The organism is Deefgea tanakiae (genome assembly GCF_019665765.1).
In the GTDB taxonomy this organism is placed as follows: Bacteria; Pseudomonadota; Gammaproteobacteria; order Burkholderiales; family Chitinibacteraceae; genus Deefgea; species Deefgea tanakiae.
Window position 1 is genome coordinate 1389326 of the sequence record NZ_CP081150.1, and the last position, 21432, is coordinate 1410757.

Sequence of the window (21432 nt, forward strand, 5' to 3'; positions counted from 1 at the left end):
CTAGCCTCCAGCAAAGGCTGTTAAAATCTGAAATCTATATCGCCACATCGACAAGCAAAACAATGACGCAATTTAATTTTTCGACAGCCAACTTGAGTCGATACCCTGCTAAGCACGCTAAGGATTTGCAAGCCTGGGATGCAGCTGACGAATATTTGGCCAAGTTCATTTCGGACCAAGCCAATATCCTGATTTTAAATGATGCATTTGGCGGTATTAATTGCGCTGTTCACGCAAGCGCCTCGAACCCACTCCATGTAAATGATTCTTGGTGCTCACTAAAAGCCATTGAGATCAACTCCAACCACAAACCTCAGGCATATGAAGGCCAAAAAATTGATCTCGGACTGATAAAACTCCCCAAATCAATTTCGCTACTCGAGGCTCAACTAAAGCACGTATGCAATCAACTCGACAAGCCGCTTGAAGTTTATTTTTCAGGCATGCAAAAACACGTTAGTTCAGGTCATTTAGACTTGCTAAAGCAACTATGCTCTGACTTACAGTACTTGCCAACCGAGCGCAAGGCACGCATGTACAAGGGCATGCTTGAGCCCGCCAAGCATCAAATACAAACAAGTTGCCTACCTGTACCAGAGCTCAATCTGACATTGCACAATGCTGCAGGTGTTTTTGCCGAGCAAAAAATAGACATTGGCTCACGATTTTTTATTGAAAACTTCAAACTACTGCCATGCGCCAAAACGGTCGCCGATGTGGGCTGTGGCAATGGTTTGCTTTCACTTGCGTACCACCAATTACACCCCAATGCTGCGCTCACATTAACGGACGAGTCCTTGGCTGCAGTCGAATCAGCACGTTCAAGCTTTGCTTTTAATTTCCCCAATGCAACCTATCAACTCGCGCACAACGATGGGCTATTTGGTTGCGAGCAAATCTTTGATTTAATTTTAATAAACCCGCCCTTTCATCAGCAAAACACGGTTACTACCGACATTGCAATGAGCATGTTTAGCCAAGCAAAGGCTTGCATGGGCCCGGCCAGCGAGCTATGGATTGTGGCTAATCGCCACTTAAACTACCAGGCAGATTTGAAACGCTGGTTTCGTAACGTGCTTGTCGCTACACAGAATGACAAATTCGTAATTATTCGTGCCAAGCGCTGATGTGGGTCAGTAGTTGTGTTGTTGTGGCTGGGATGGGCTTGCTGAAATTCCGTGTCTACGTGATAATAAAGCGCCAGCATTTGCGACTTGTCACACAATGAAGCACCCTAGCGATCAACACACCCTCGAACTACCTGAAATGCCAACCCCCAAAAAGCGCGGACGTCCCGCTATTCTTGGTCGAGCAATGAGCGCAGCAGAAAGGAAACGCAGGTCGCGCTCGCTTCAGGTGGGTCGCGCAACGCGAGATCATAATCAACGCCTGCCCAAAGCACTCTCGGTTGAAATTGATGCCAGCCTGCATCAAAAATTAAAACGCTACTGCGAAGCAAATGGGAAAACACAAATCGAGACTTTAGAGCAGCTCATTCAAACCTTGCCTGATTGACTTAAACCCAGCAAATCAGCACAAAAGGTCTCGATTTGCTCGGACTGACTCAATGTTTTGATTTGCTGAAACAAAATCTCCGCCTCTGGGTAGTGTTTGCGCAAATAGTTAAGCCATTGCTTTAAACGCCCTGCTTGATATTTTGGATAGCAATGAATGAGTACTTGCTGCCAAAAGGTGGCAAATAAGGGCTGCAACTCAACCCAAGTTAGCGCCCGCCCGGTTTTCGCCTCAAGCGCCAAGCCCGGATTGGCCACGATACCGCGCCCGAGCATGATGTCGTCGCAGTTTGAGATTAGCTGACAGCGTTTAAATTCTTCGGCAGTCCAGATCTCGCCGTTTGCCACCACAGAGATCCCAACCTGTTCCTTGATGAGTGCTATCCACTCCCAGTAAGCTGGCGGCTTATAGCCATCCACCTTGGTGCGTGCATGAACAACAACTTCCGCCGCGCCAGCTTGTTCAATGGCTTGTGCGCACTCAACAGCCTGAGATGTATCTTCATAACCCAGACGCATTTTGGCAGTTACAGGAATATACCCCGGTACCGCATCGCGAACTGCTTTTACGATTTGATAAATCGTCTCTGGTTCTTTAAGTAGTACGGCACCGCCACGGTGGCGGTTGACTGTTTTGGCTGGGCAACCAAAGTTCAAATCAATACCGTACGGATTGAATTCAGCCAGCCGGGCTGCATTTTCAGCAAGGCAGTTTGGATCAGACCCCAAGAGCTGAACACGTACAGGTACGCCGCTTGGCGTGTGACTCTGGTGATTTAGTTCTGGTGCGATGCGCTCAAACGTTCGGTAAGGTAACAGGCTGCCGCTCACCCGTATGAACTCGGTAACGCAAAGATCGATGCCGCCAGCCTGGGTGATAACGTCACGCAAAACACAATCGAGTAGACCTTCCATAGGAGCTAACAAAATACGCACAATAGACTTAATCCATAATTTAATAATTGGCGAGATTGTAATCGACACTCGCGAGACGTGGCTAAACTAAAACGACACTTGACGAAAGAACGAACGTTCAATACGCTATATAGCATATACCATTAAAGAGGTGCGCTATGGCCAACCCCAATCGTGATAATGAATACCTCGGCAAATTACAGGATTACTACGCCGATTACCGCAACATCCCCTCCTACTCTGCGATTGGTGAGTTACTAGGCATGGCATCAAAATCCGCAGTTTCGGCATTGGTGAAAAGATTGACGCTTGCAGGTTTTATTGAAGTAACCCCCGATAAACGACTGGCACCGACTAAGCGTTTTTTTGAGCGAGAATTGGCTGACTTTAATTTGCCAGCAGGCTTGCCAGCAGCAGCAAACGACGCAATGAGTGAAGCCATTTCGCTCGATGAATACCTCATGCCGAGACCTTCCTCATCTATTTTGGTGAAGATTAAAGGCGACTCGATGATGGACGCAGGCATTTTTGATGGCGACATTGCCGTGGTTGAAAAGCGTCACGCCGCCCTTGCTGGGGACGTTGTGGTGGCGATCATTGACAACGAATACACGCTCAAAGAGCTGGGCAAAGACAAGCAAGGCTATTACTTAATCCCGCACAACGCTGACTTTTCAATCATTCGCCCCGAATCAAGCTTGGAAATATTTGGGGTTATGGTAGGCTTGATTCGCAAGTATCGATAATCTTTGGAAATATTTATGAGCGATGTTTTATTGTCACCGCTTGGCAAAACCAGCGACTACATTACGGACTACACCCCAAGCCTGCTTTTCCCTATTCCTCGCGAGCAAAAGCGCAAGGAGATCGGCATTGAAACTGCCCTGCCTTTCTTTGGGGTAGATGTTTGGAATGGCTACGAGCTTTCTTGGTTAAATAGCAAAGGCAAGCCTCAGGTTGCAATTGCGACCTTTCAAATCCCTGCTGATAGCCCAAATATTATTGAATCGAAGTCTTTTAAGCTCTACCTAAATAGCTTTAACCAAACAAAAGTAGAAAACTTTGAGCAGCTAAGTCGTATTTTGCTAAAAGACATTTCAGAAGGGGTTGGTGCCCCTATACAGGTAAAACTAACCGAGCCTGCGCTTTTTAATCAGCTCAAATTTGGAGAGCTTACTGGTTACAATATCGACAACCTTGATATTGAAGTCGACCAATACGCTCCCCACGTCGGTATTTTGCGTTGTGACCCAACCGACCGAACCATTAGCGAAACACTGACATCAGACCTCCTTAAATCAAACTGCCTAGTAACGGGGCAACCAGACTGGGCCAGTGTCCAGATTCAATACACTGGGAGTACAATTAATCGAGAAAGTTTATTGCGCTATTTGATTTCATTCCGAAATCACAATGAATTCCATGAGCAGTGTGTAGAGCGTATTTTTGTCGACATTATGCGCGACTGCGCACCACTCAAACTTGCCGTGTATGCGCGCTACACTCGGCGCGGTGGACTGGACATCAATCCATTTCGAACCAATTTTAACGCCGAGCAACCAAGCAATTTACGAACAGCAAGGCAATGAGGTGATTTATGCTTGAAACGATAACTCTTGCTGGCGGGTGTTTTTGGTGCCTCGAAGCTGTATTTTTGCAAGTTCGTGGCGTTCAGAGTGCCAATTCCGGCTATATGGGGGGGCGTATTGAGTCGCCAACGTACGAGCAAATATGCCGAGGCGATACTGGGCACGCCGAAGTGGTGCAAGTCACGTTTGATCCGCAGCTAATTACACAGGCACAGTTGCTGGATGTATTTTTTGCCATTCACGACCCTACGACACACAATCGGCAAGGGAACGATGTTGGCACTCAGTATCGGTCGGCAATCTTTGCAAGCACCGAAGATCAAATTCAAAGCAGCAAAAGCAAACTCCGTGATCTGAAAAATTCATTTACAGCCCCTATCTTGACCGAGGTTTTGCTAGCCAGTCAATTTTGGCCAGCTGAAGTTGAGCATCATGATTACTACAGCAAACACCCTCAGCAGCCCTATTGCCGAGCTGTGGTAGAGCCCAAGCTAAGAAAACTTCTGACCCACTTTCCTAGCCTCACAAAGTAAATGTTTTTTGTTGCTTCTTGCGTGGCGCAGTGCGCCCGCAAGAGGCTATAATTGTGGCCTTCCCAAACCATCAAAGAGCCGCGCTATGTCGCCGCGACTAGACCTACTTCAGCCCTACCCATTCCAAAAACTGCGGCAACTTTTTGCTGAGATTACGCCCAATCCACAACTCAAACATATCAACCTATCGATTGGCGAGCCTAAACATCCAGCGCCAACCTTGGTTAAAGATGCTTTGAGCAATAATATGGCGGGTTTGTCGAACTACCCGGCAACACTGGGCTCTGATGAGTTGCGCCAAAGTATTAGCAACTGGGCGACCCGTCGCTACGGAATCCCAGAACTCAATGCCGCCACGCAAATTCTGCCTGTCAACGGCAGTCGGGAAGCTCTCTTTGCTTTTGCTCAGGCCGTGATTGATCCAACCGCGGTGCGCCCTATCGTTCTTTCGCCCAATCCGTTTTATCAAATTTACGAGGGTGCCGCATTTTTGGCTGGTGCCGAGCCATGGTTTGTCAATTGCACATCTGAGAATCGTTTCCAGCCAGATTGGGATAGCGTACCCGAAGAAATTTGGGCAAATACTCAGCTGGTTTTTGTTTGCTCACCAGGCAATCCGACTGGCGCAGTGGCTTCGCTGAGTGATTGGGAGCGACTTTTTAAACTTTCTGATCAATACGGTTTTGTGATTGCGTCTGACGAGTGCTATTCAGAAATTTATTTTGGTGAAGACAAGCCCTTGGGTGGTTTAGAAGCCGCACACAAATTAGGTCGCGATTTTACGCGATTGGTGATGTTTTCATCCCTATCAAAGCGTTCAAATGTACCAGGAATGCGATCTGGCTTCGTAGCCGGCGATGCAGCAATCATTGCTAAGTTTTTGCTATACCGTACTTACCATGGGTGCGCGATGAGCCCTATGGTGATGGCTGCAAGTGTGGCTGCATGGAATGACGAAGTACACGTTATTGAAAATAGAAAATTATATTCTGAAAAATTTGCAGCCGTGACTTCGGTTTTGCAAACCGCATTGGATGTATCAATGCCAGACGCAGCTTTTTATCTCTGGGCCAAGTCGCCAATTGATGATGAGGCGTTCGCTACTGGATTGTTTGAGCAGCAGCATGTTACCGTACTACCAGGATCTTACTTAGCACGGTCAGCTCACGGAACCAACCCAGGTTTAGGATTTATTCGTATCGCCTTAGTTGCACCGATTGCTGAGTGTGTAGCGGCAGCTGAGCGCATCGTTCAATATTGCCACACACTTAAGTAAATAAATTTAAATCGAAATCACCCACCAAGGAAATTTAATTATGAGCAATTTGCAAGCCATTATCGAAACCGCATTTGAAAACCGTGCCGATATTACTCCAAGCAACGTTTCTGCCGATCTGCGTGCAGCAGTCAATGAAGTTATTACAGCGCTAGACCAAGGCCAATTGCGCGTTGCAGAGAAAATCGATGGTGATTGGTTTACTCACCAATGGATCAAGAAAGCAGTCTTGCTTTCGTTCCGCATCAATGACAATGCGGTGCTAGATGGTGGCTGCACAAAGTTTTTTGACAAAGTGCCAAGCAAGTTTGCTGATTACACTGAAGAAGATTTTCGCAATGGCGGCTTCCGCGTAGTACCTAACGCAGTAGCACGTAAAGGCTCTTACATTGGTAAAAACGTTGTTCTAATGCCTTCTTACGTTAACATCGGCGCATTCGTTGACGAAGGCACGATGGTAGACACCTGGGCAACGGTTGGTTCTTGTGCCCAAATTGGCAAGAACGTACATTTGTCTGGCGGCGTTGGTATCGGTGGCGTTTTGGAGCCGCTACAAGCTGGCCCAACCATTATTGAAGACAATTGCTTTATTGGTGCGCGCTCTGAAGTTGTTGAAGGCGTTATCGTTGAAGAGGGTTCTGTGATTTCGATGGGCGTCTACATTGGCCAATCGACACGCATTTACGATCGTGAAACTGGTGAAGTGACTTACGGCCGCATCCCAGCAGGTTCAGTCGTTGTTTCAGGCAATCTACCTTCTGCAGACGGCAAGTACAGCCTATATTGCGCTGTAATCGTGAAGAAAGTAGACGCAAAAACTCGTTCCAAAGTAGGTATTAATGAGTTACTTCGCGGCATCTAAGGGTATTTGACCGCAAGCATTGTAACGCAATGCTTGCGGCTTAATACATAAAAAATCCAGTCAAACGACTGGATTTTTTATTGGGCAGTTTAGTTACTGCTTTTTCGTTTTACAGAACTACATCGCGGCTAACTCCGTAGCGCCGCAGGATTCGACGTAACTGATCAAGCGCCTCAATTTGAATTTGCCGAACACGTTCACGCGTCAAACTCAAATTGGCAGCCAAATCTTCTAGCGTACAGATTTCATAGCCATTTAAGCCGTAGCGACGTTCAATCACCATTCGTTGCTTATCATTAAGTTGTTTTAGCCACTCTTTGACGTATTTTTCTACTTCGCTATTTTGCAGGATGGCTTCAGGACCATCGTGTTGATCATCAGGAATGGACTCGCCAATCGATAGCATAGGGTCAATATCAAGTGGCGCATCAAGCGAAGCAACGCGCTCATTTAAGCTCATTACACGGCGAACTTCTTCCACATCTTTGCCAACCAGATGAGCAATATCTTCGATAGCTGGCTCATGCCCTAAGCTCGCCTCAAGGTGACGCTGCGCTCGCAGATAGACGTTTAACTCTTTGATAACATGTACTGGCAGGCGAATAGTTCGAGACTGATTCATGATTGAGCGCTCGATACTTTGTCTAATCCACCAAGTCGCGTAAGTTGAAAAGCGAAAGCCGCGCTCAGGATCAAATTTTTCCAGTGCGTGCATCAGGCCAATATTGCCCTCTTCAATCAAATCAAGCAAAGTCATGCCGCGATTGATGTAGTGCTTGGCGATATTTACGACTAAGCGCAGATTGTGCTCAATCATTTTTTGTCGTGCAGAAAAATCACCTTGAACAACGCGGCGCGAAAGCGCTCGCTCCTCGTCCGGCGTCAGTAATTTACTCTGCCCAATCTCATTTAGATAAATCTGAGTAACGTCGCCAGTACTTTCTGCCGTGTAACGATCTGATTCATCCTTGCTGTCTACCTCAGCTTCTGCATCTTCAGCTTCGACCTCGGCCAGGTCTTCTTCTTCAACAAGTTCTTCTTCTAATATATCCAGTTGATCGCTCATGATGTATCTCTAGTTTAGTTTTATATAGTTACTAGGATCGACAGGTTTACCAAACTTACGGAGTTCAAAGTGTAGCTTGACCTGGTCGCTATCTGTATTTCCCATCTCGGCGATTTTCTCGCCTTTTTTAACGACATCATTTTCTTTTACGATCAGTTTGCTGTTATGTGCATAGGCCGATAAAAACCCATCCGCATGCTGAACAATAATCATTTTTCCATAGCCCCTGAGCCCCGCTCCGGCGTAAACGACCTTACCACTCCCTGACGCAACTATAGATTGCCCCATTTGTCCTGCAATATCAATGCCTTTACGCTCCACTGTGAATGGCGTGGTCACTTTGCCAGCTGTTGGCGCCCCCCAATTTGCTGCAGTGGTATTACCAGGGGCCGATGAAGGTACCTCTGCAGAGCTTGTTTTATCAGCGTTTTCTACTTTGGCGCCAGAGGCTATCAAGCCATTCGGTTTTGTCGTTACTCCACTCGCGCCAGCAACTGAGTTTTGTTGTTTTAGAACAACTTTTTCACCATCGGCTTGGCCAGCAATCGAAGATGCGGCTTGCTCCGAATAGCCTTCTTTTACCGCGCGCGGAAACTTTTTAATGCTGCCATTCGCTACGGCCTCCCTTTTTAGTGGCACTCCCGTACTTGAGATGGACGCAGAATCAGTAAGCGGTCGAACCTCAACCCCTGAATTTTGCTCTGCACCACCAGGGCTTAGCCTCAAGACTTGACCAACTCTGAGCGAATTGATATCAGCAATTCCATTCCACGCAGCCAAGTCTTTGTAAGCAAGACCGTGATCAAGCGCGATGCGATAGAGACCTTCTCCTGCCTTAACGGTGTAGGTGTCTGCATTAAGATTGGATGTTTCTTTGAGCGTTGCGATTGTGTTGCTTGTTGGTGCAGTTGCCGGCACGGTGCTGGACTGGGCTTTATCAACAATCGGCGCGGGGGTGCGTGGATTACTACTACAAGCGCACAAAAACAATGCAGATACAATGCTGAGGCGACTAACACTCATGCATATCCTCCTTAAAACTTAAATTGAACTGAGCGGGTTTGATTAGACCGTGCCGGGCAGCATTGGAACAAACTTGACCTTTTCAAGGCGTGTTTCGGTAAAGCCATCGGGGAGTCGCTCAATCATACGCAACTCCTGGTCCGAATCGCCGACCGGAAATACAAGGCGCCCCCCCATGGCCAGTTGGTCCATTAGGTTTTCTGGCACGATAGGCGCGGCAGCAGTAATGAGAATGGCATCAAACGGAGCGAGCTCTGGCAAGCCTTTGCTGCCGTCGGCATGCCTTAGTCGTGCGTTATGAATTTGTAGTTCACTAAGTCGGTCGCGGGTGTTGCGTACAAGGCCGCCAATTCGCTCAATGCTATGAACTGTTTTGAATAGTTTGGCGAGAATGCTTGTTTGATAGCCGCAGCCGGTGCCGATTTCCAAAATAATACCATGCTGCGGCACAGCATTAACCAATTCAGACATTCTTGCCACAATGTAGGGCTGTGAAATGGTCTGAGCAAAGCCAATTGGCAAAGACACGTCATCATAGGCTTTATGTGCCAAAGCTTCATCAACAAAAGCGTGGCGAGGAATTTGCCCCATTACCGAGAGAACGGCCTCATCGCAAATACCCTGTGCTCTAAGCCGTTCAAGCATGCGCGTCCTGGTACGTACTGATGTCATACCGCTACCTTGGGCCAGCATTACGTATTAATCCATGTAGAGATAAATTCCAACTGCTGATGCGCCGTTAAATCAACGGACAATGGCGTAATCGATACGCAGCCATTAGCGACAGCATCAAAGTCAGTACCTTCGGTGGCGTCCGCAACCTTCCCGATTGGACCGACCCACCAAATCGTATCGCCACGTGGGTTTTCGGAGCGAATTACAGGCGCAGACTTGTGGCGTCGGCCTAGGCGCGTCACTTGAATGCCTTTTAGCGCTTCATATGGCAGGTCAGGCACATTGACATTGAGCAGCACGGCACCACGAAATGGATCTTGCTGAAAGCGTTTAACCAAATCAGACGCAACGCGTGCCGCCGTTTCAAAGTGAACTGGGTTGTGAGATGCAAGAGAGATCGCAATAGACGGAATGCCTAGCAAAAAACCTTCGGTCGCCGCGGCGACCGTGCCAGAGTAAATCGTGTCATCCCCCATATTGGGGCCGTGGTTAATACCGGAAACCACCATATCGGGCAATTCAGGCATCAGACCTGTAGCAGCTAGGTGAATGCAATCTGTTGGGGTGCCGTTAACGTAAAAAAACCCAGAAGGTGCTTCACGAACTGACAATGGTCGATCTAGTGTAAGAGAGTTGCTGGAGCCGCTTCGATCACGCTCTGGCGCACAAACTAGCGTTTCGCCCAAATCACCAAGCGACATCGCTAAAGCGGCAAGCCCTGGTGAAAAATATCCATCATCATTACTTAGTAATAAACGCATAAGCACTCCCTTAAGCGCCCTATTCTAACCGCTTGTTGTTGCCGCGCAAACCGCGGTATCCCTGTCGTTGTGAAGAAGTCATGAGCCCTACGGAATCTGAAAGCATAAACAGGATGTGCGGGTATCGATTGCGAGCGATGCAAATATATCATCCCAACGTTTTTACAAGAACCAAGAGCAGATTAAAACAATACAATCATGAGTATATTCACGTAGGCTATATTAATTAGCATCTGCCACCATATACGTGACATTTATATTTAAATCGCAAAAAAAAGCGGCCAAGGCCGCTTTGGTATTGAGAAGCACAAGCTATGCGTCAAGTGGGGATTGCATCACCCAGTTCACGGCGGAGAAATTGATGAAAATGGCGCATCCCATCTTCCATCGGGCTTTGGTAAGGCCCCACCTCGTTACGCCCCTCGGCAAACAGCGCCGCACGACCTGCTTCCATTCGATTAATAATTTCTACATCTTCGACAGCAGTTTCTGCGTAAGCCGCTTGCTCGGCCGCCACAAAGTCGGGCTCAAAATAGGCAATGTCTTCGGGATAGTAAAACTCAACTACATTTTTGTAACTGCGCGGACCAGTCGGTATGATGGTCGAGATCACGAGTGTGTGCGGATACCATTCCACAGTAATATTCGGGTAATAGGTCAGCCAGATGGCGCCATATTTTGGTGCTTTACCGTGATCGTAGCGTTTTACCTGATCATGCCAGTCTTGATACACCTTGGAGCCAGGTCGAGCTAATTCGTGATGCACGCCGACGGTTTGTACCGAGTACCAATCACCAAACTCCCATTTAAGCGCGTTGCAATCAACAAACTTGCCCAATCCAGGATGAAATGGCACGACATGATAATCTTCGAGATAAACCTCGATAAAGGTTTTCCAGTTGCCTTCATACTCGTCGACTGCCACGCTGTGAAATACGTACTTTGAAAAATCAAGATCTTCACGTACCCCTAGATTTTTCAAGTCGCGTTCAATATCGCGCCCAGACTCAAAGAGAAGCCCGTTCCAATTCTGCAACGAGGTCTCTGGCAGATGCAGGCAAGGTTTGCTTGGAAAGTGCGGTGCACCTAGTAATTGACCGTGCTGGTCGTAAGTCCAGCGATGCAACGGACAGACTGTATGCGTGGCATTGCCACGACCATCAAGCATTTTAGCTTGGCGGTGCCGGCAGATATTAGAAAGAAGTTTCACACCCTCATCGGTGCGCTTTAGATATCGCGAGCCATTGCTCGCCTCTAAAACATGGTAGTCGCCCGCGGCAGGAACCATCAGTTCATGGCCGATATAACGCGGACCATTCGCGAACAATTTTGCGAGCTCTTGCTTAAACAACGCCTCGTCAAAATAAGCGGCAACAGGTAGTGGTGTAGAAAGATCCAGCTGCGACATTGATTCAATCATTAACTCAGCTGTAGCCAGATTGGACATGTCCAATACCTCCTGGGCTAGAAGGTCTTGCCACTTTGTTCGCCAATGCAACCAGCGCCCGATGGGTGGGCAAGCCATCAATAGATAAAAATCAAACCCAAAGGTCTGACCCGAAAAAGCCCGCAATTTTGCCTTAAATCAAAGATCGGGGCAAGAAAAAACCACTTAGCAATGAAGTGCTTAGGCAAAAAAAGACCCGCGCAATGCGGGTCTTTTGTCATGAGATAGTTTGGCGTTATGCCTTAACTGAATCAGCTTCTGCTTGATACGATTCGATTTGGTTGAAGTTCAAGTATTTATAGACTTCAGCCGATTTGCTATCGAGCACACCAACGTCTGCCATGTACTCAGCAACCGTAGGAATACGGCCTAAGCGAGAAGCAATCGCAGCCAACTCGGCAGATGACAAGAATACATTGGTGTTTTTGCCCAGACGATTTGGGAAGTTACGCGTTGACGTTGAAACGACCGTTGCGCCTTCACGAACTTGTGCTTGGTTACCCATGCACAATGAGCAGCCTGGCATCTCAGTACGAGCGCCCGCTGCGCCAAACGTACCGTAGTAACCTTCAGCCGTCAACTGCTCTGCGTCCATTTTCGTCGGCGGTGCGATCCACAATTTCGTTGGCAAATCGCGCTTACCTTCCAGCAATTTACCTGCTGCGCGGAAGTGACCAATATTGGTCATGCAAGAGCCGATAAACACTTCATCGATCTTGGTTCCAGCAACTTCGGAGAGGATTTTCACGTCATCTGGATCATTTGGGCACGCCAAGATTGGCTCTTTCACGTCAGCCAAGTCAATTTCGATAATCGCGGCGTATTCTGCATCCGCATCTGGCTCAAGCAATGTTGGGTTCGCCAACCACGCTTCCATACTCGCAACGCGGCGCGCCAAAGTTTTAGCGTCGCCATAGCCGTTAGCAATCATAGATTTCAAAAGAACGATGTTTGAGTTGAGGTACTCAATAATAGGCTCTTTATCCAGACGAACCGAACACCCAGCTGCAGAGCGCTCTGCAGATGCATCGGTCAATTCGAATGCTTGTTCAACTTTTAAGGTTGGCAAGCCTTCGATCTCAAGAATGCGGCCAGAGAATGCGTTTTTCTTACCGGCTTTAGCAACAGTCAACAAGCCCGCTTTAATTGCGTACAAAGGAATCGCATTAACGAGGTCACGTAAAGTAATGCCTGGTTGCAATTCACCTTTGAAGCGAACCAAAATCGACTCAGGCATATCCAGCGGCATTACGCCGGTTGCAGCGGCAAACGCCACCAAGCCAGAGCCCGCAGGGAATGAAATGCCGATAGGGAAACGAGTGTGTGAATCGCCGCCAGTGCCAACGGTATCCGGCATCAACATGCGATTCAACCATGAGTGAATCACGCCATCACCTGGACGCAATGAAACGCCGCCACGATTGCGGATAAATTCTGGCAATGTGTGATGTGTTTTTACATCAACTGGTTTTGGATAGGCTGCAGTATGGCAAAACGATTGCATCACCAAGTCCGCAGAGAAACCCAAGCAAGCCAAGTCTTTTAACTCGTCGCGCGTCATTGGGCCGGTCGTATCTTGCGAGCCAACCGATGTCATTTTTGGCTCGCAGTAAGTGCCTGGACGAACGCCCTGACCTTCTGGCAAGCCACATGCACGACCGACCATTTTTTGTGCTTGTGTAAAGCCTTTGGTAGAAGTTGCTGGGTCTTGCGGTAAGCGGAAGATTGTTGAAGCAGGTAAACCCAACGCTTCACGTGCTTTGCTCGTTAAACCACGGCCGATAATCAAATTAATACGGCCACCTGCGCGTACTTCGTCGAGCAATACTTCAGTTTTTAGGCTGAAAGTAGTAACAACTTGACCGTCTTTTTCAACTTTACCGTCGTACGGGTAAATTGTGATGACGTCACCCATATTCAAATTCGTTACATCAAATTCGATTGGCAAAGCGCCAGCGTCTTCCATCGTATTAAAGAAGATCGGCGCGATTTTGCCGCCCACGCAGTAGCCGCCAAAGCGTTTGTTTGGTACGAAAGGAATATCTTCACCAGTCCACCAGAGCACAGAGTTGGTGGCTGATTTGCGTGAAGAGCCGGTACCTACTACGTCGCCAACGTAAGCGATTGGGTGGCCTTTCTTTTGCAACTCAACGATTTGCTTCATTGGGCCCACTGAGCCCGGCACGTCAGCGTCAATGCCTTCGCGCGGGTTTTTCAGCATTGCCAAAGCATGCAATGGAATGTCTGGGCGCGACCAAGCGTCTGGCGCTGGTGACAAATCATCGGTATTGGTTTCGCCAGTCACTTTAAAGACAGTGACCGTCACTTGTGCTGGTACTTCTGGACGACTCGTGAACCATTCTGCGTCAGCCCAAGATTGTAAAACGGCTTTAGCGTTGGCATTGCCAGCGTCAGCCAGTTCTTTAACGTCATGGAAGTAATCAAACATCAATAGCGTTTTTTTCAGGCCTTCAGCGGCAATAGCGCCAACCTCAGCATCACCAAGCAAGTCGATTTGAGGCTTGATGTTAAATCCACCGAGCATTGTGCCTAATAACTCAACCGCTTTTGCGCGAGAAATCAGCGCACAGGCTTCAGCGCCTGCAGCAACGGCAGCTAAGAATGCAGCTTTTACTTTGGCTGCATCATCAACACCAGCAGGAACACGGTGCGTCAGTAGGTCAACCAAAAAGGCTTCTTCGCCTGCTGGTGGGTTTTGCAACAAAGCGATTAAATCAGCAGTTTGTTGGGCCGTTAATGGCAATGGGGCAATGCCTTGCGCGGCGCGCTCGGCTACATGTTGACGGTAGGCTACTAACACGGCGATACCTTTATAAATTTAGAGGGGAGAAAACTTGATCAAAAGCAAATCAATTGCATTTTACCCGTAGACGCACCTGCTGTGAACTAAACAGTAGGCAAAAATTTTAGACTACATGACATAGTCGTTCGAATAGCAAGCCAAATACTGAAAGAAAAGCAAAAGCTAAGCCGCTTGAGTGCAGTTATTTTTGAATCCAACTAAAACGCACCTCAATCAACCACTAACTAACCCGATTTAAAACTACTTGGTAGTATATAAGCCTATGCATTATTCATTAATAGCCACAATCAAATACCCGCAGCAACGGCAGCCGGGATCACCACAGGCTCCTCACCCTCTAGGCGCACCTGCTCAATATTTACAAACTGCTTAGAGATTTTCTCGCTAGTCACACTCACCTCCATTGCATCTTCGTGCGCCTGACGAATGTGTGTAGCTAGGTTTTTCATTCGTTTATCAAATCGACCAAATTCTTGCCCTAACTTGCCCAGCGCTTCTTTGATAATGTGGACTTGCTTGCGCGTTTCTACATCTTTAATCACAGCACGAGCGGTATTTAAGACCGCCATCAGGGTCGTTGGCGAAACAATCCAAACACGTTTACCCATCGCGTACTGCACCAATTCGGGGTGATAAGCATGAATCTCAGCAAATACAGCTTCAGCCGGAATAAACATCACGGCACCATCCGCTGTTACATTGGGGATGATGTATTTATTTGAAATATCATCGATATGTTTTTTGACATCTGCTTTAAAAAAACGCGTCGCCGTGACTTTGTCCATGTCGCCCGCAAACATTCGATGGTAGTTTTCGAGCGGGAATTTTGAATCGACAGCGACAGTACCCGTTGGCTCTGGCAGCTTGAGTAAACAATCCACACGCACACCACCCGGCAACGTAGCTTGCAACTCGTATGTTTGTGCTGGCAGCACATTGCTAATCAGATGCTCTAACTGAACTTCGCCAAATGCACCACGTGATCGTTTATCACCCAATAACTCTTGCAAACTCACGACATTGGTCGTTAAGCCATCAATTTTCTTTTGTGCCTCATCAATCGTAGCCAGACGCGCCATTACATTGGCAAAAGTTTCGTTGGTTTTCTTAAACCCTTCATCCAAACGCTCGGTGACCTTGCCTGAAATCTCAGCCAAACGATGGTCTGTTGCTTTTGTTAATTCACCGACGCTCGCTGTGAGTGCCACTGAAGACTGCTGCAGCGCAGCTTGGAGTTGCTCCATTTCACGCTTCGATTGCTCGGCCAGCATCGTAGAAAGTTTTATCAGCATATCTTCGCGTAGCGCGTCTTGTTTGCCTTGCAATACGCCAGAAATATCACCTAACTGCTTGAGCATTTGCTCGCGTGACTCGCCCAAGCTCGCCACCAAGGTGAGCCGCAATGTCGACAACGCCTCACTCTGGATAGTTTGTAAGCGAGAGATCGTTTCGCGACTCTCTTTCATTTCATTGCCAACACCAAGGCGCAGTCGCTCGAACGACTCACTCATACTATCGCGCAATCTATCGCTATTGCGATTAACCGCCTCATTGAGCAAACTACCGTGCTGCACTAAACCTTGTTGCATTGCTTCAGTTTGCTTGCTCATGCCGTGGTGAAGGTCATTCAGCATTTCGCGATGCTTCGTTTCCAGATCTTGCGTTAAAGCTTCGAGGACTTCACGTTGTACTGTCGCTAGCTGATGCAATCGACTCACCACCAAGATACCTGCCAACAAAACCACCAGCGTGGTTACGCCAAATAGCATTTCCAACATATTGACAACCAATGCAAAGCCATTAAAAAACACGATTGTAGGCTAAGCGACGTGAAGCGACTATAATTTGCCCCATGCAAAAATTAATCTTCAGTTTTTTAATGGCTTTAGCCAGTTTGAGCGCGCCTCTGCAAGCCTCTGAACCTGCGTCGACTCACGCAAATATCACTCAAGAAGTGAACGACTGGCTCAATACTTCATTAAGTAATAGCCCCGGCGCTTTTTCATTTGAATTGCGCCCTATCGTTAGTCGACTGAAGCTCGATGGCTGCACGCAACGTGAAATTAGTTTGCCGCAAGGCAATCGCTTGGTTGGCAACACAATGTTGCGCGTAAAGTGCATCGAAGGTGCAAATTGGATGTTCAATTTACCAGTCAAAATCAGCATTCAAGTGCAATATGCCGTTGCCGCTAGGCCCTTAGCAGCCAATCAAGAAATTAGCACGGGCGATATCGCCATGCAGCAAGGTGATTTGGCTACGTTGCCCGGATCGGTAATTTTAGACCCTGCAACCGCAATTGGCCGCGCACTCAATAGCCCGGTGGCTGCAGGTCAAACCTTGCGTCAAGAGCAATTGCGCACTGCAATGGCCATTTCACAAAATCAAAAGGTCAAAATCATATTTAGGCAAGACGGCATCGAAATCAGTAACGAGGGTATTGCCATGAATGCCGCAGCAGAAGGGCAGCCGGTGAGAGTACGTCTTGATAAAGGCAAAACAATCACTGGCACTGCTCAGCTCGGCGGCATTGTCGACGTCGGGCCGTAAGCCAAGGTTATTCTGACATTTTTTGAGCTAGGCGTTAGAATCACTCGTTTGATTTAATTTACCGTACATTTTGGTCAAGACACATTCAATGCATGTAATTCGCGGCACGCCGCACCACCCTCTTCCTCGCTCGGCTTTAACTATTGGCAATTTCGACGGACTACATCGAGGCCACATTGCGATGCTGGATCGGCTTAAGGCTGAGGCCAAGGCGCGTCAACTTGTGACCGCAGTCATGACGTTTGAGCCACACCCAAGAGAACTTTTTACGCCTGAATCAGCCCCGGCCCGCTTAACCAGCTTACGTGAAAAAATTGAGCTTTTGCGTGAAGCCGAAATTGACTACCTGATCGTTCAGCGCTTTACCAAAGCCTTTGCATCAATTGATGCACAGGCTTTTCGCGATCAAATCGTCGCAAAGCAGCTTAACGCGGCTTATGTATTGGTTGGCGATGACTTTCAGTTTGGTGCAAAAAGAAGTGGTGACTTCAATCTAATGGCCGCTTCGGTTGATTTTTCGACGGTTAGCCTGCCAACGCTCAAGCATGACACGGAGCGGGTATCTTCCACCGCGGTACGAAATGCATTGCAGCATGGCGACATGTCACAAGCCGCTACGCTACTGAGCCGCCCTTATTCGATTGCGGGTCGTGTCGTTGGCGGCGATCAGCTTGGACGTACTTTTGGCTTTCCGACGGCAAATATTCAACTGAAACATAATAAACCTCCTTTGTTTGGCATCTTTGTCGTTGAAATTTTGGGCCTAGAGCGCACCTATCAGGGGGTTGCTAGCCTAGGTTTTCGCCCCACTATTCATGGTGGCGACCTAAAACCCAAACTAGAAGTACACATTTTTGACTTTGATCGTGATATTTACCGATCACATTTACGTGTTAATTTTCTTGCCAAATTACGCGACGAAGAAAAATACCCAGATTTTGACACCTTGATCGCCCAAATTCAGAAAGATTGCGATCAAGCACGCGCTTGGTTTGCGGCGCGCCAACCTATTTAATATTGAATACAAGAGACAACAATGAGCGATAAACCCGCGAACAAATATCCAGTTAATCTTTTAGATACGCCGTTTCCGATGCGTGGCGATCTCGCGAAGCGCGAGCCTGGATTCTTAAAGCAATGGCAAGATGCCAAAATCTACCAACAACTGCGTCAGGTCGCTAAAGAACAAAATCGTCCTAAATTTATTTTGCATGACGGCCCTCCGTACGCCAATGGTGATATCCATATCGGCCATGCGATGAATAAAGTCCTCAAAGACATCATCCTAAAGTCAAAATCACTGAGTGGTTTTGATACGCCGTACGTGCCAGGCTGGGATTGCCATGGAATGCCGATTGAGCATCAAATCGAAAAACTGGTTAAATCAGACAAAGACGCAATTAAAGCCAATCCAGCGATTCATGCTCGTATTGTTGAATACCGCAAAGCGAATGAACTCAACGAGAAAGATATTCACCTACCTAGCTCATTCATCCGTGAATTGTGCCGTGAGTATGCAGCATTACAAATTGAGCGACAAAAAGTCGACTTTATCCGCCTTGGCGTTTTGGCTGACTGGGAAAACCCATACCTAACGATGAACTTCAAAACCGAAGCCGACATCGTCCGTACTATGGGCAAAATCCACCATAACGGTTATTTGGTGAAAGGCCAAAAGCCAGTGCACTGGTGTGTCGACTGCGGCTCAGCCCTAGCTGAAGCAGAAGTTGAATATGAAGACAAAGTATCGGCAGCGATTGATGTTGCTTTCCAAGTGGTCGATATGGCCGCCCTATCTGCCGCCTTTGGTGGCGTTAATGTGGGAGAACAAACTGCGAGCGCAGTGATTTGGACCACTACGCCTTGGACGTTACCAGCAAATCAAGCGGTTTCGGTACACCCAGAATTCACTTACGATCTGATTGCCACTGAAAAAGGTTTACTGATTTTAGTGCGTGAGTTAGCTGAAGCGGCCTTAAAACGCTACGACATCGATGCCAATGAAGTGATCGCTCAAGCCAAAGGCGCGGCGCTCAATGGTTTACTACTGCAACACCCATTCATTGATCGCCAAGTGCCGATTATCTGCGGCGAGCATGTTACCGCTGAAGCCGGTACAGGCTTGGTGCACACAGCTCCTGCACATGGCTTGGAAGACTACCAAGTTGGTTTGAAATACAAACTGCCGGTAGACAATCCAGTTGCCAATGATGGTCGTTACATTTCAACGACCGAGTTTTTTGCAGGCGAAACGGTCTGGAAAGCCAATCCAAAAGTCGTTGCTCTACTGGAAGAACGCGGCGCATTGCTCGCCAACAAAAAACTCGAACACAGCTACCCGCATTGCTGGCGCCACAAAACACCACTGATTTTCCGTGCGACAACGCAATGGTTTATTGGCATGGACAAAGAAGTTGGTGGCGAAACGTTGCGTGACAAAGCCAATCGCGCAGTAGATGCAACCGAGTTCTTCCCGGCTTGGGGTCGTGCGCGACTAGAGGCCATGATCAAAAATAGCCCAGACTGGTGTGTATCACGCCAACGTACTTGGGGCGTGCCGATGACTTTCTTTATCCATAAAGAAACTGCTGAACTGCATCCACGGTCAACCGAATTGCTGGAACAAGTCGCACAGCGCATCGAACAAGAAGGGATTGAGGCTTGGTTTAAGCTTGATGCTGCTGAGTTGCTCGGCGACGACGCAGCGCACTACGAAAAATTGAAAGACACGATCGACGTGTGGTTTGATTCAGGCTCAACCCACTTTGCAGTCATCAAGCAGCGCGAAGAACTCAATCACGGAGAAGAAAGCCGCCCTGCTGCTGACCTATACTTGGAAGGCTCAGACCAGCATCGTGGTTGGTTCCAATCTTCACTCAAAACAGCTTGCGCAACAGTCGGTCAGGCTCCCTACAAGCAGTTACTAACTCACGGTTTTGTTGTCGATGGTAAAGGCATGAAAATGTCTAAATCCAAAGGTAATGTCGTTTCGCCACAAGACGTGATTAATAAAATGGGCGCGGACATGCTTCGCCTATGGACTGCGAGTACCGATTACTCTGGCGAAGTTTCGATTTCTGATGAGATTTTGAAACGCACTACGGATTCTTATCGCCGCGTACGTAATACCTTGCGGTTCCTGCTGGCGAATCTGTCAGATTTTAGCGCGGCAGATGTATTGCCCGTTGATGAGTTGCTGACTTTAGATCGTTATGCCCTCGTTGAATTGGCGACGTTCCAGAATAATTTGACGGCGTTTTATGCTAAGTACGAATTCCATTCGGGCGTGCAAGAAATTCATCGTTATTGCGCGGATGAGCTGGGTGCGTTCTATTTGGACATCATCAAGGATCGACTGTATACGATGGCAAGCCAATCGCATGGCCGTCGCTCAGCACAAACCACCCTATGGTATATCACACAAGCCTTGGTGCGTTTGTTGTCGCCAATCTTGTCGTTCACCGCACACGAAGCATGGGAAGCCCTAAGAAACGACGGAAATGTATTTGTCGATCAATGGTTGGATATTCCAAGCATCAAAGATGCTGCATCATTACAGGCCGCATTCGCTCTAGTGCGCGAAGTACGCGCTAACGCACAAAAAGAAATTGAGTTGCAACGTGCAGCCGGAGCCTTAGGCTCAAGCTTGCAAGCTGAAGTCACCATCACAGCACAGGGTGAGGCTTATCAAGCTCTTGCATCCTTGGGTGATGAACTCAAATTTATTATGATTACATCTCAAGCAAACCTGCTCGAAGGTGAAGCTGCGATTAGCGTTTCAGCATCCAGCGCCGAGAAGTGTGAACGCTGCTGGCACTACCACCCTAGCGTCGGCACGATTACAGCGCATCTTGGTCTTTGCACTCGCTGCAACGATAATTTGCACGGCGCAGGTGAGGCTCGCCAACATGCCTAAGCGGTTTGTGCATTTTATGTTGCTGGCCTTGGCAGTACTGATCCTAGATCAGTCCACCAAGCACCTAGTTGAAGCACTTTTTCAATACGCCGAAGTCAGAACAGTGATTCCAGGCTTTTTTGATTTAACGCTTCGCTACAATCCAGGTGCAGCATTTTCATTCTTGGCTGATGCGGGAGGCTGGCAGCGTTACTTCTTCACTGGGCTGGCCTTGGTGGTTTCGGTCGTGCTCGTGTTTTTGATCAAAAAACATCACGCAGAGACACGCTACGCACTAGCCTTGTCCTTGATTTTGGGGGGGGCGCTTGGCAATGCAATTGATCGGATGGTCTTTGGCCATGTTATCGATTTCTTGTTATTTCACTGGAATAACAAATGGTATTACCCTGCTTTTAATATTGCTGATTCAGCGATCTGTATCGGTGCGGTACTAATGGTGATTGATAGCTTTAAGAAACCGGAGCTCGCTTCTCAATGAACAAA

19 protein-coding genes are annotated in these 21432 nt (G+C 47.9%); 11 read left to right on the forward strand and 8 right to left on the reverse strand.

Going from position 1 to position 21432, the window contains the following annotated elements; all coding sequences use genetic code 11:
- Positions 1–62: 62 nt before the first annotated feature.
- Both K4H28_RS06515 and K4H28_RS06520 read left to right on the forward strand, forming a co-directional pair.
- A complete protein-coding gene (locus K4H28_RS06515) occupies positions 63–1127 on the forward strand; it encodes a methyltransferase (protein WP_221007565.1) in 1065 nt (354 codons plus the stop codon).
- 97 nt (positions 1128–1224) lie between these two features.
- Entirely contained in the window at positions 1225–1515 is a 291-nt protein-coding gene (locus tag K4H28_RS06520) for a RepB family protein (RefSeq protein ID WP_221007566.1), read from the forward strand.
- Here the strand turns inward: K4H28_RS06520 and K4H28_RS06525 are convergent.
- A complete protein-coding gene (locus K4H28_RS06525) occupies positions 1497–2450 on the reverse strand; it encodes a tRNA dihydrouridine synthase (protein WP_221007567.1) in 954 nt (317 codons plus the stop codon). The two genes, K4H28_RS06520 and K4H28_RS06525, sit on opposite strands and share 19 nt — an antisense overlap.
- A 137-nt stretch (positions 2451–2587) precedes the next feature.
- Between K4H28_RS06525 and K4H28_RS06530 the strand changes: the two genes are divergently transcribed.
- From K4H28_RS06530 to dapD, 5 genes are all read left to right on the forward strand, one after another.
- Complete coding sequence (locus K4H28_RS06530; protein WP_221007568.1) at positions 2588–3175, forward strand: LexA family protein; 588 nt, start codon at positions 2588–2590, stop codon at positions 3173–3175.
- Positions 3176–3190: 15 nt separating this feature from the next.
- On the forward strand, positions 3191–4018 hold the full coding sequence (gene queF / locus K4H28_RS06535) for an NADPH-dependent 7-cyano-7-deazaguanine reductase QueF (RefSeq protein WP_221007569.1): 828 nt from the start codon (positions 3191–3193) through the stop codon (positions 4016–4018).
- An 8-nt stretch (positions 4019–4026) separates the two neighbouring features.
- Entirely contained in the window at positions 4027–4551 is a 525-nt protein-coding gene (gene msrA, locus K4H28_RS06540) for a peptide-methionine (S)-S-oxide reductase MsrA (RefSeq protein WP_221007570.1), read from the forward strand.
- Between the two features lie 85 nt (positions 4552–4636).
- Complete coding sequence (dapC, locus tag K4H28_RS06545) at positions 4637–5827, forward strand: succinyldiaminopimelate transaminase (protein WP_221007571.1); 1191 nt, start codon at positions 4637–4639, stop codon at positions 5825–5827.
- A 40-nt stretch (positions 5828–5867) separates the two neighbouring features.
- Positions 5868–6689, forward strand: a complete 822-nt coding sequence (gene dapD, locus K4H28_RS06550; RefSeq protein WP_221007572.1) for a 2,3,4,5-tetrahydropyridine-2,6-dicarboxylate N-succinyltransferase — start codon at positions 5868–5870, stop codon at positions 6687–6689.
- Between the two features lie 109 nt (positions 6690–6798).
- Here the strand turns inward: dapD and rpoS are convergent, their stop codons facing one another.
- The 7 genes from rpoS to K4H28_RS06585 all read right to left on the reverse strand — a co-directional run bounded on the left by rpoS (position 6799) and on the right by K4H28_RS06585 (position 16263).
- A complete protein-coding gene (rpoS, locus tag K4H28_RS06555; RefSeq protein ID WP_221007573.1) occupies positions 6799–7755 on the reverse strand; it encodes an RNA polymerase sigma factor RpoS in 957 nt (318 codons plus the stop codon).
- 9 nt (positions 7756–7764) lie between these two features.
- Positions 7765–8778 (reverse strand): peptidoglycan DD-metalloendopeptidase family protein, encoded by a 1014-nt coding sequence (locus K4H28_RS06560; RefSeq protein ID WP_221007574.1) that lies wholly within the window; start codon positions 8776–8778, stop codon positions 7765–7767.
- Positions 8779–8820: 42 nt separating this feature from the next.
- A complete protein-coding gene (locus tag K4H28_RS06565) occupies positions 8821–9471 on the reverse strand; it encodes a protein-L-isoaspartate(D-aspartate) O-methyltransferase (RefSeq protein ID WP_255573641.1) in 651 nt (216 codons plus the stop codon).
- A complete protein-coding gene (gene surE, locus K4H28_RS06570; RefSeq protein WP_221007575.1) occupies positions 9471–10214 on the reverse strand; it encodes a 5'/3'-nucleotidase SurE in 744 nt (247 codons plus the stop codon). The genes K4H28_RS06565 and surE overlap by 1 nt, the downstream gene beginning before the upstream one ends.
- Before the next feature lie 319 nt (positions 10215–10533).
- On the reverse strand, positions 10534–11661 hold the full coding sequence (locus K4H28_RS06575; protein WP_221007576.1) for an aromatic ring-hydroxylating oxygenase subunit alpha: 1128 nt from the start codon (positions 11659–11661) through the stop codon (positions 10534–10536).
- 235 nt (positions 11662–11896) lie between these two features.
- Entirely contained in the window at positions 11897–14482 is a 2586-nt protein-coding gene (gene acnB, locus K4H28_RS06580) for a bifunctional aconitate hydratase 2/2-methylisocitrate dehydratase (RefSeq protein ID WP_221007577.1), read from the reverse strand.
- Positions 14483–14772: 290 nt separating this feature from the next.
- On the reverse strand, positions 14773–16263 hold the full coding sequence (locus K4H28_RS06585) for a DNA recombination protein RmuC (protein WP_221007578.1): 1491 nt from the start codon (positions 16261–16263) through the stop codon (positions 14773–14775).
- A 74-nt stretch (positions 16264–16337) separates the two neighbouring features.
- Between K4H28_RS06585 and flgA the strand changes: the two genes are divergently transcribed.
- From flgA to lspA, 4 genes are all read left to right on the forward strand, one after another.
- Positions 16338–17033: a flagellar basal body P-ring formation chaperone FlgA gene (flgA, locus tag K4H28_RS06590; protein WP_221007579.1), complete on the forward strand. Its 696-nt coding sequence runs from the start codon at positions 16338–16340 to the stop codon at positions 17031–17033.
- Positions 17034–17121: 88 nt separating this feature from the next.
- On the forward strand, positions 17122–18048 hold the full coding sequence (locus K4H28_RS06595) for a bifunctional riboflavin kinase/FAD synthetase (protein WP_221007580.1): 927 nt from the start codon (positions 17122–17124) through the stop codon (positions 18046–18048).
- 21 nt (positions 18049–18069) lie between these two features.
- A complete protein-coding gene (gene ileS, locus K4H28_RS06600; protein WP_221007581.1) occupies positions 18070–20949 on the forward strand; it encodes an isoleucine--tRNA ligase in 2880 nt (959 codons plus the stop codon).
- Complete coding sequence (lspA, locus tag K4H28_RS06605; protein ID WP_221007582.1) at positions 20942–21427, forward strand: signal peptidase II; 486 nt, start codon at positions 20942–20944, stop codon at positions 21425–21427. Before ileS ends, lspA begins: the two co-directional genes overlap by 8 nt.
- The last annotated feature ends 5 nt before the right edge of the window (positions 21428–21432 follow it).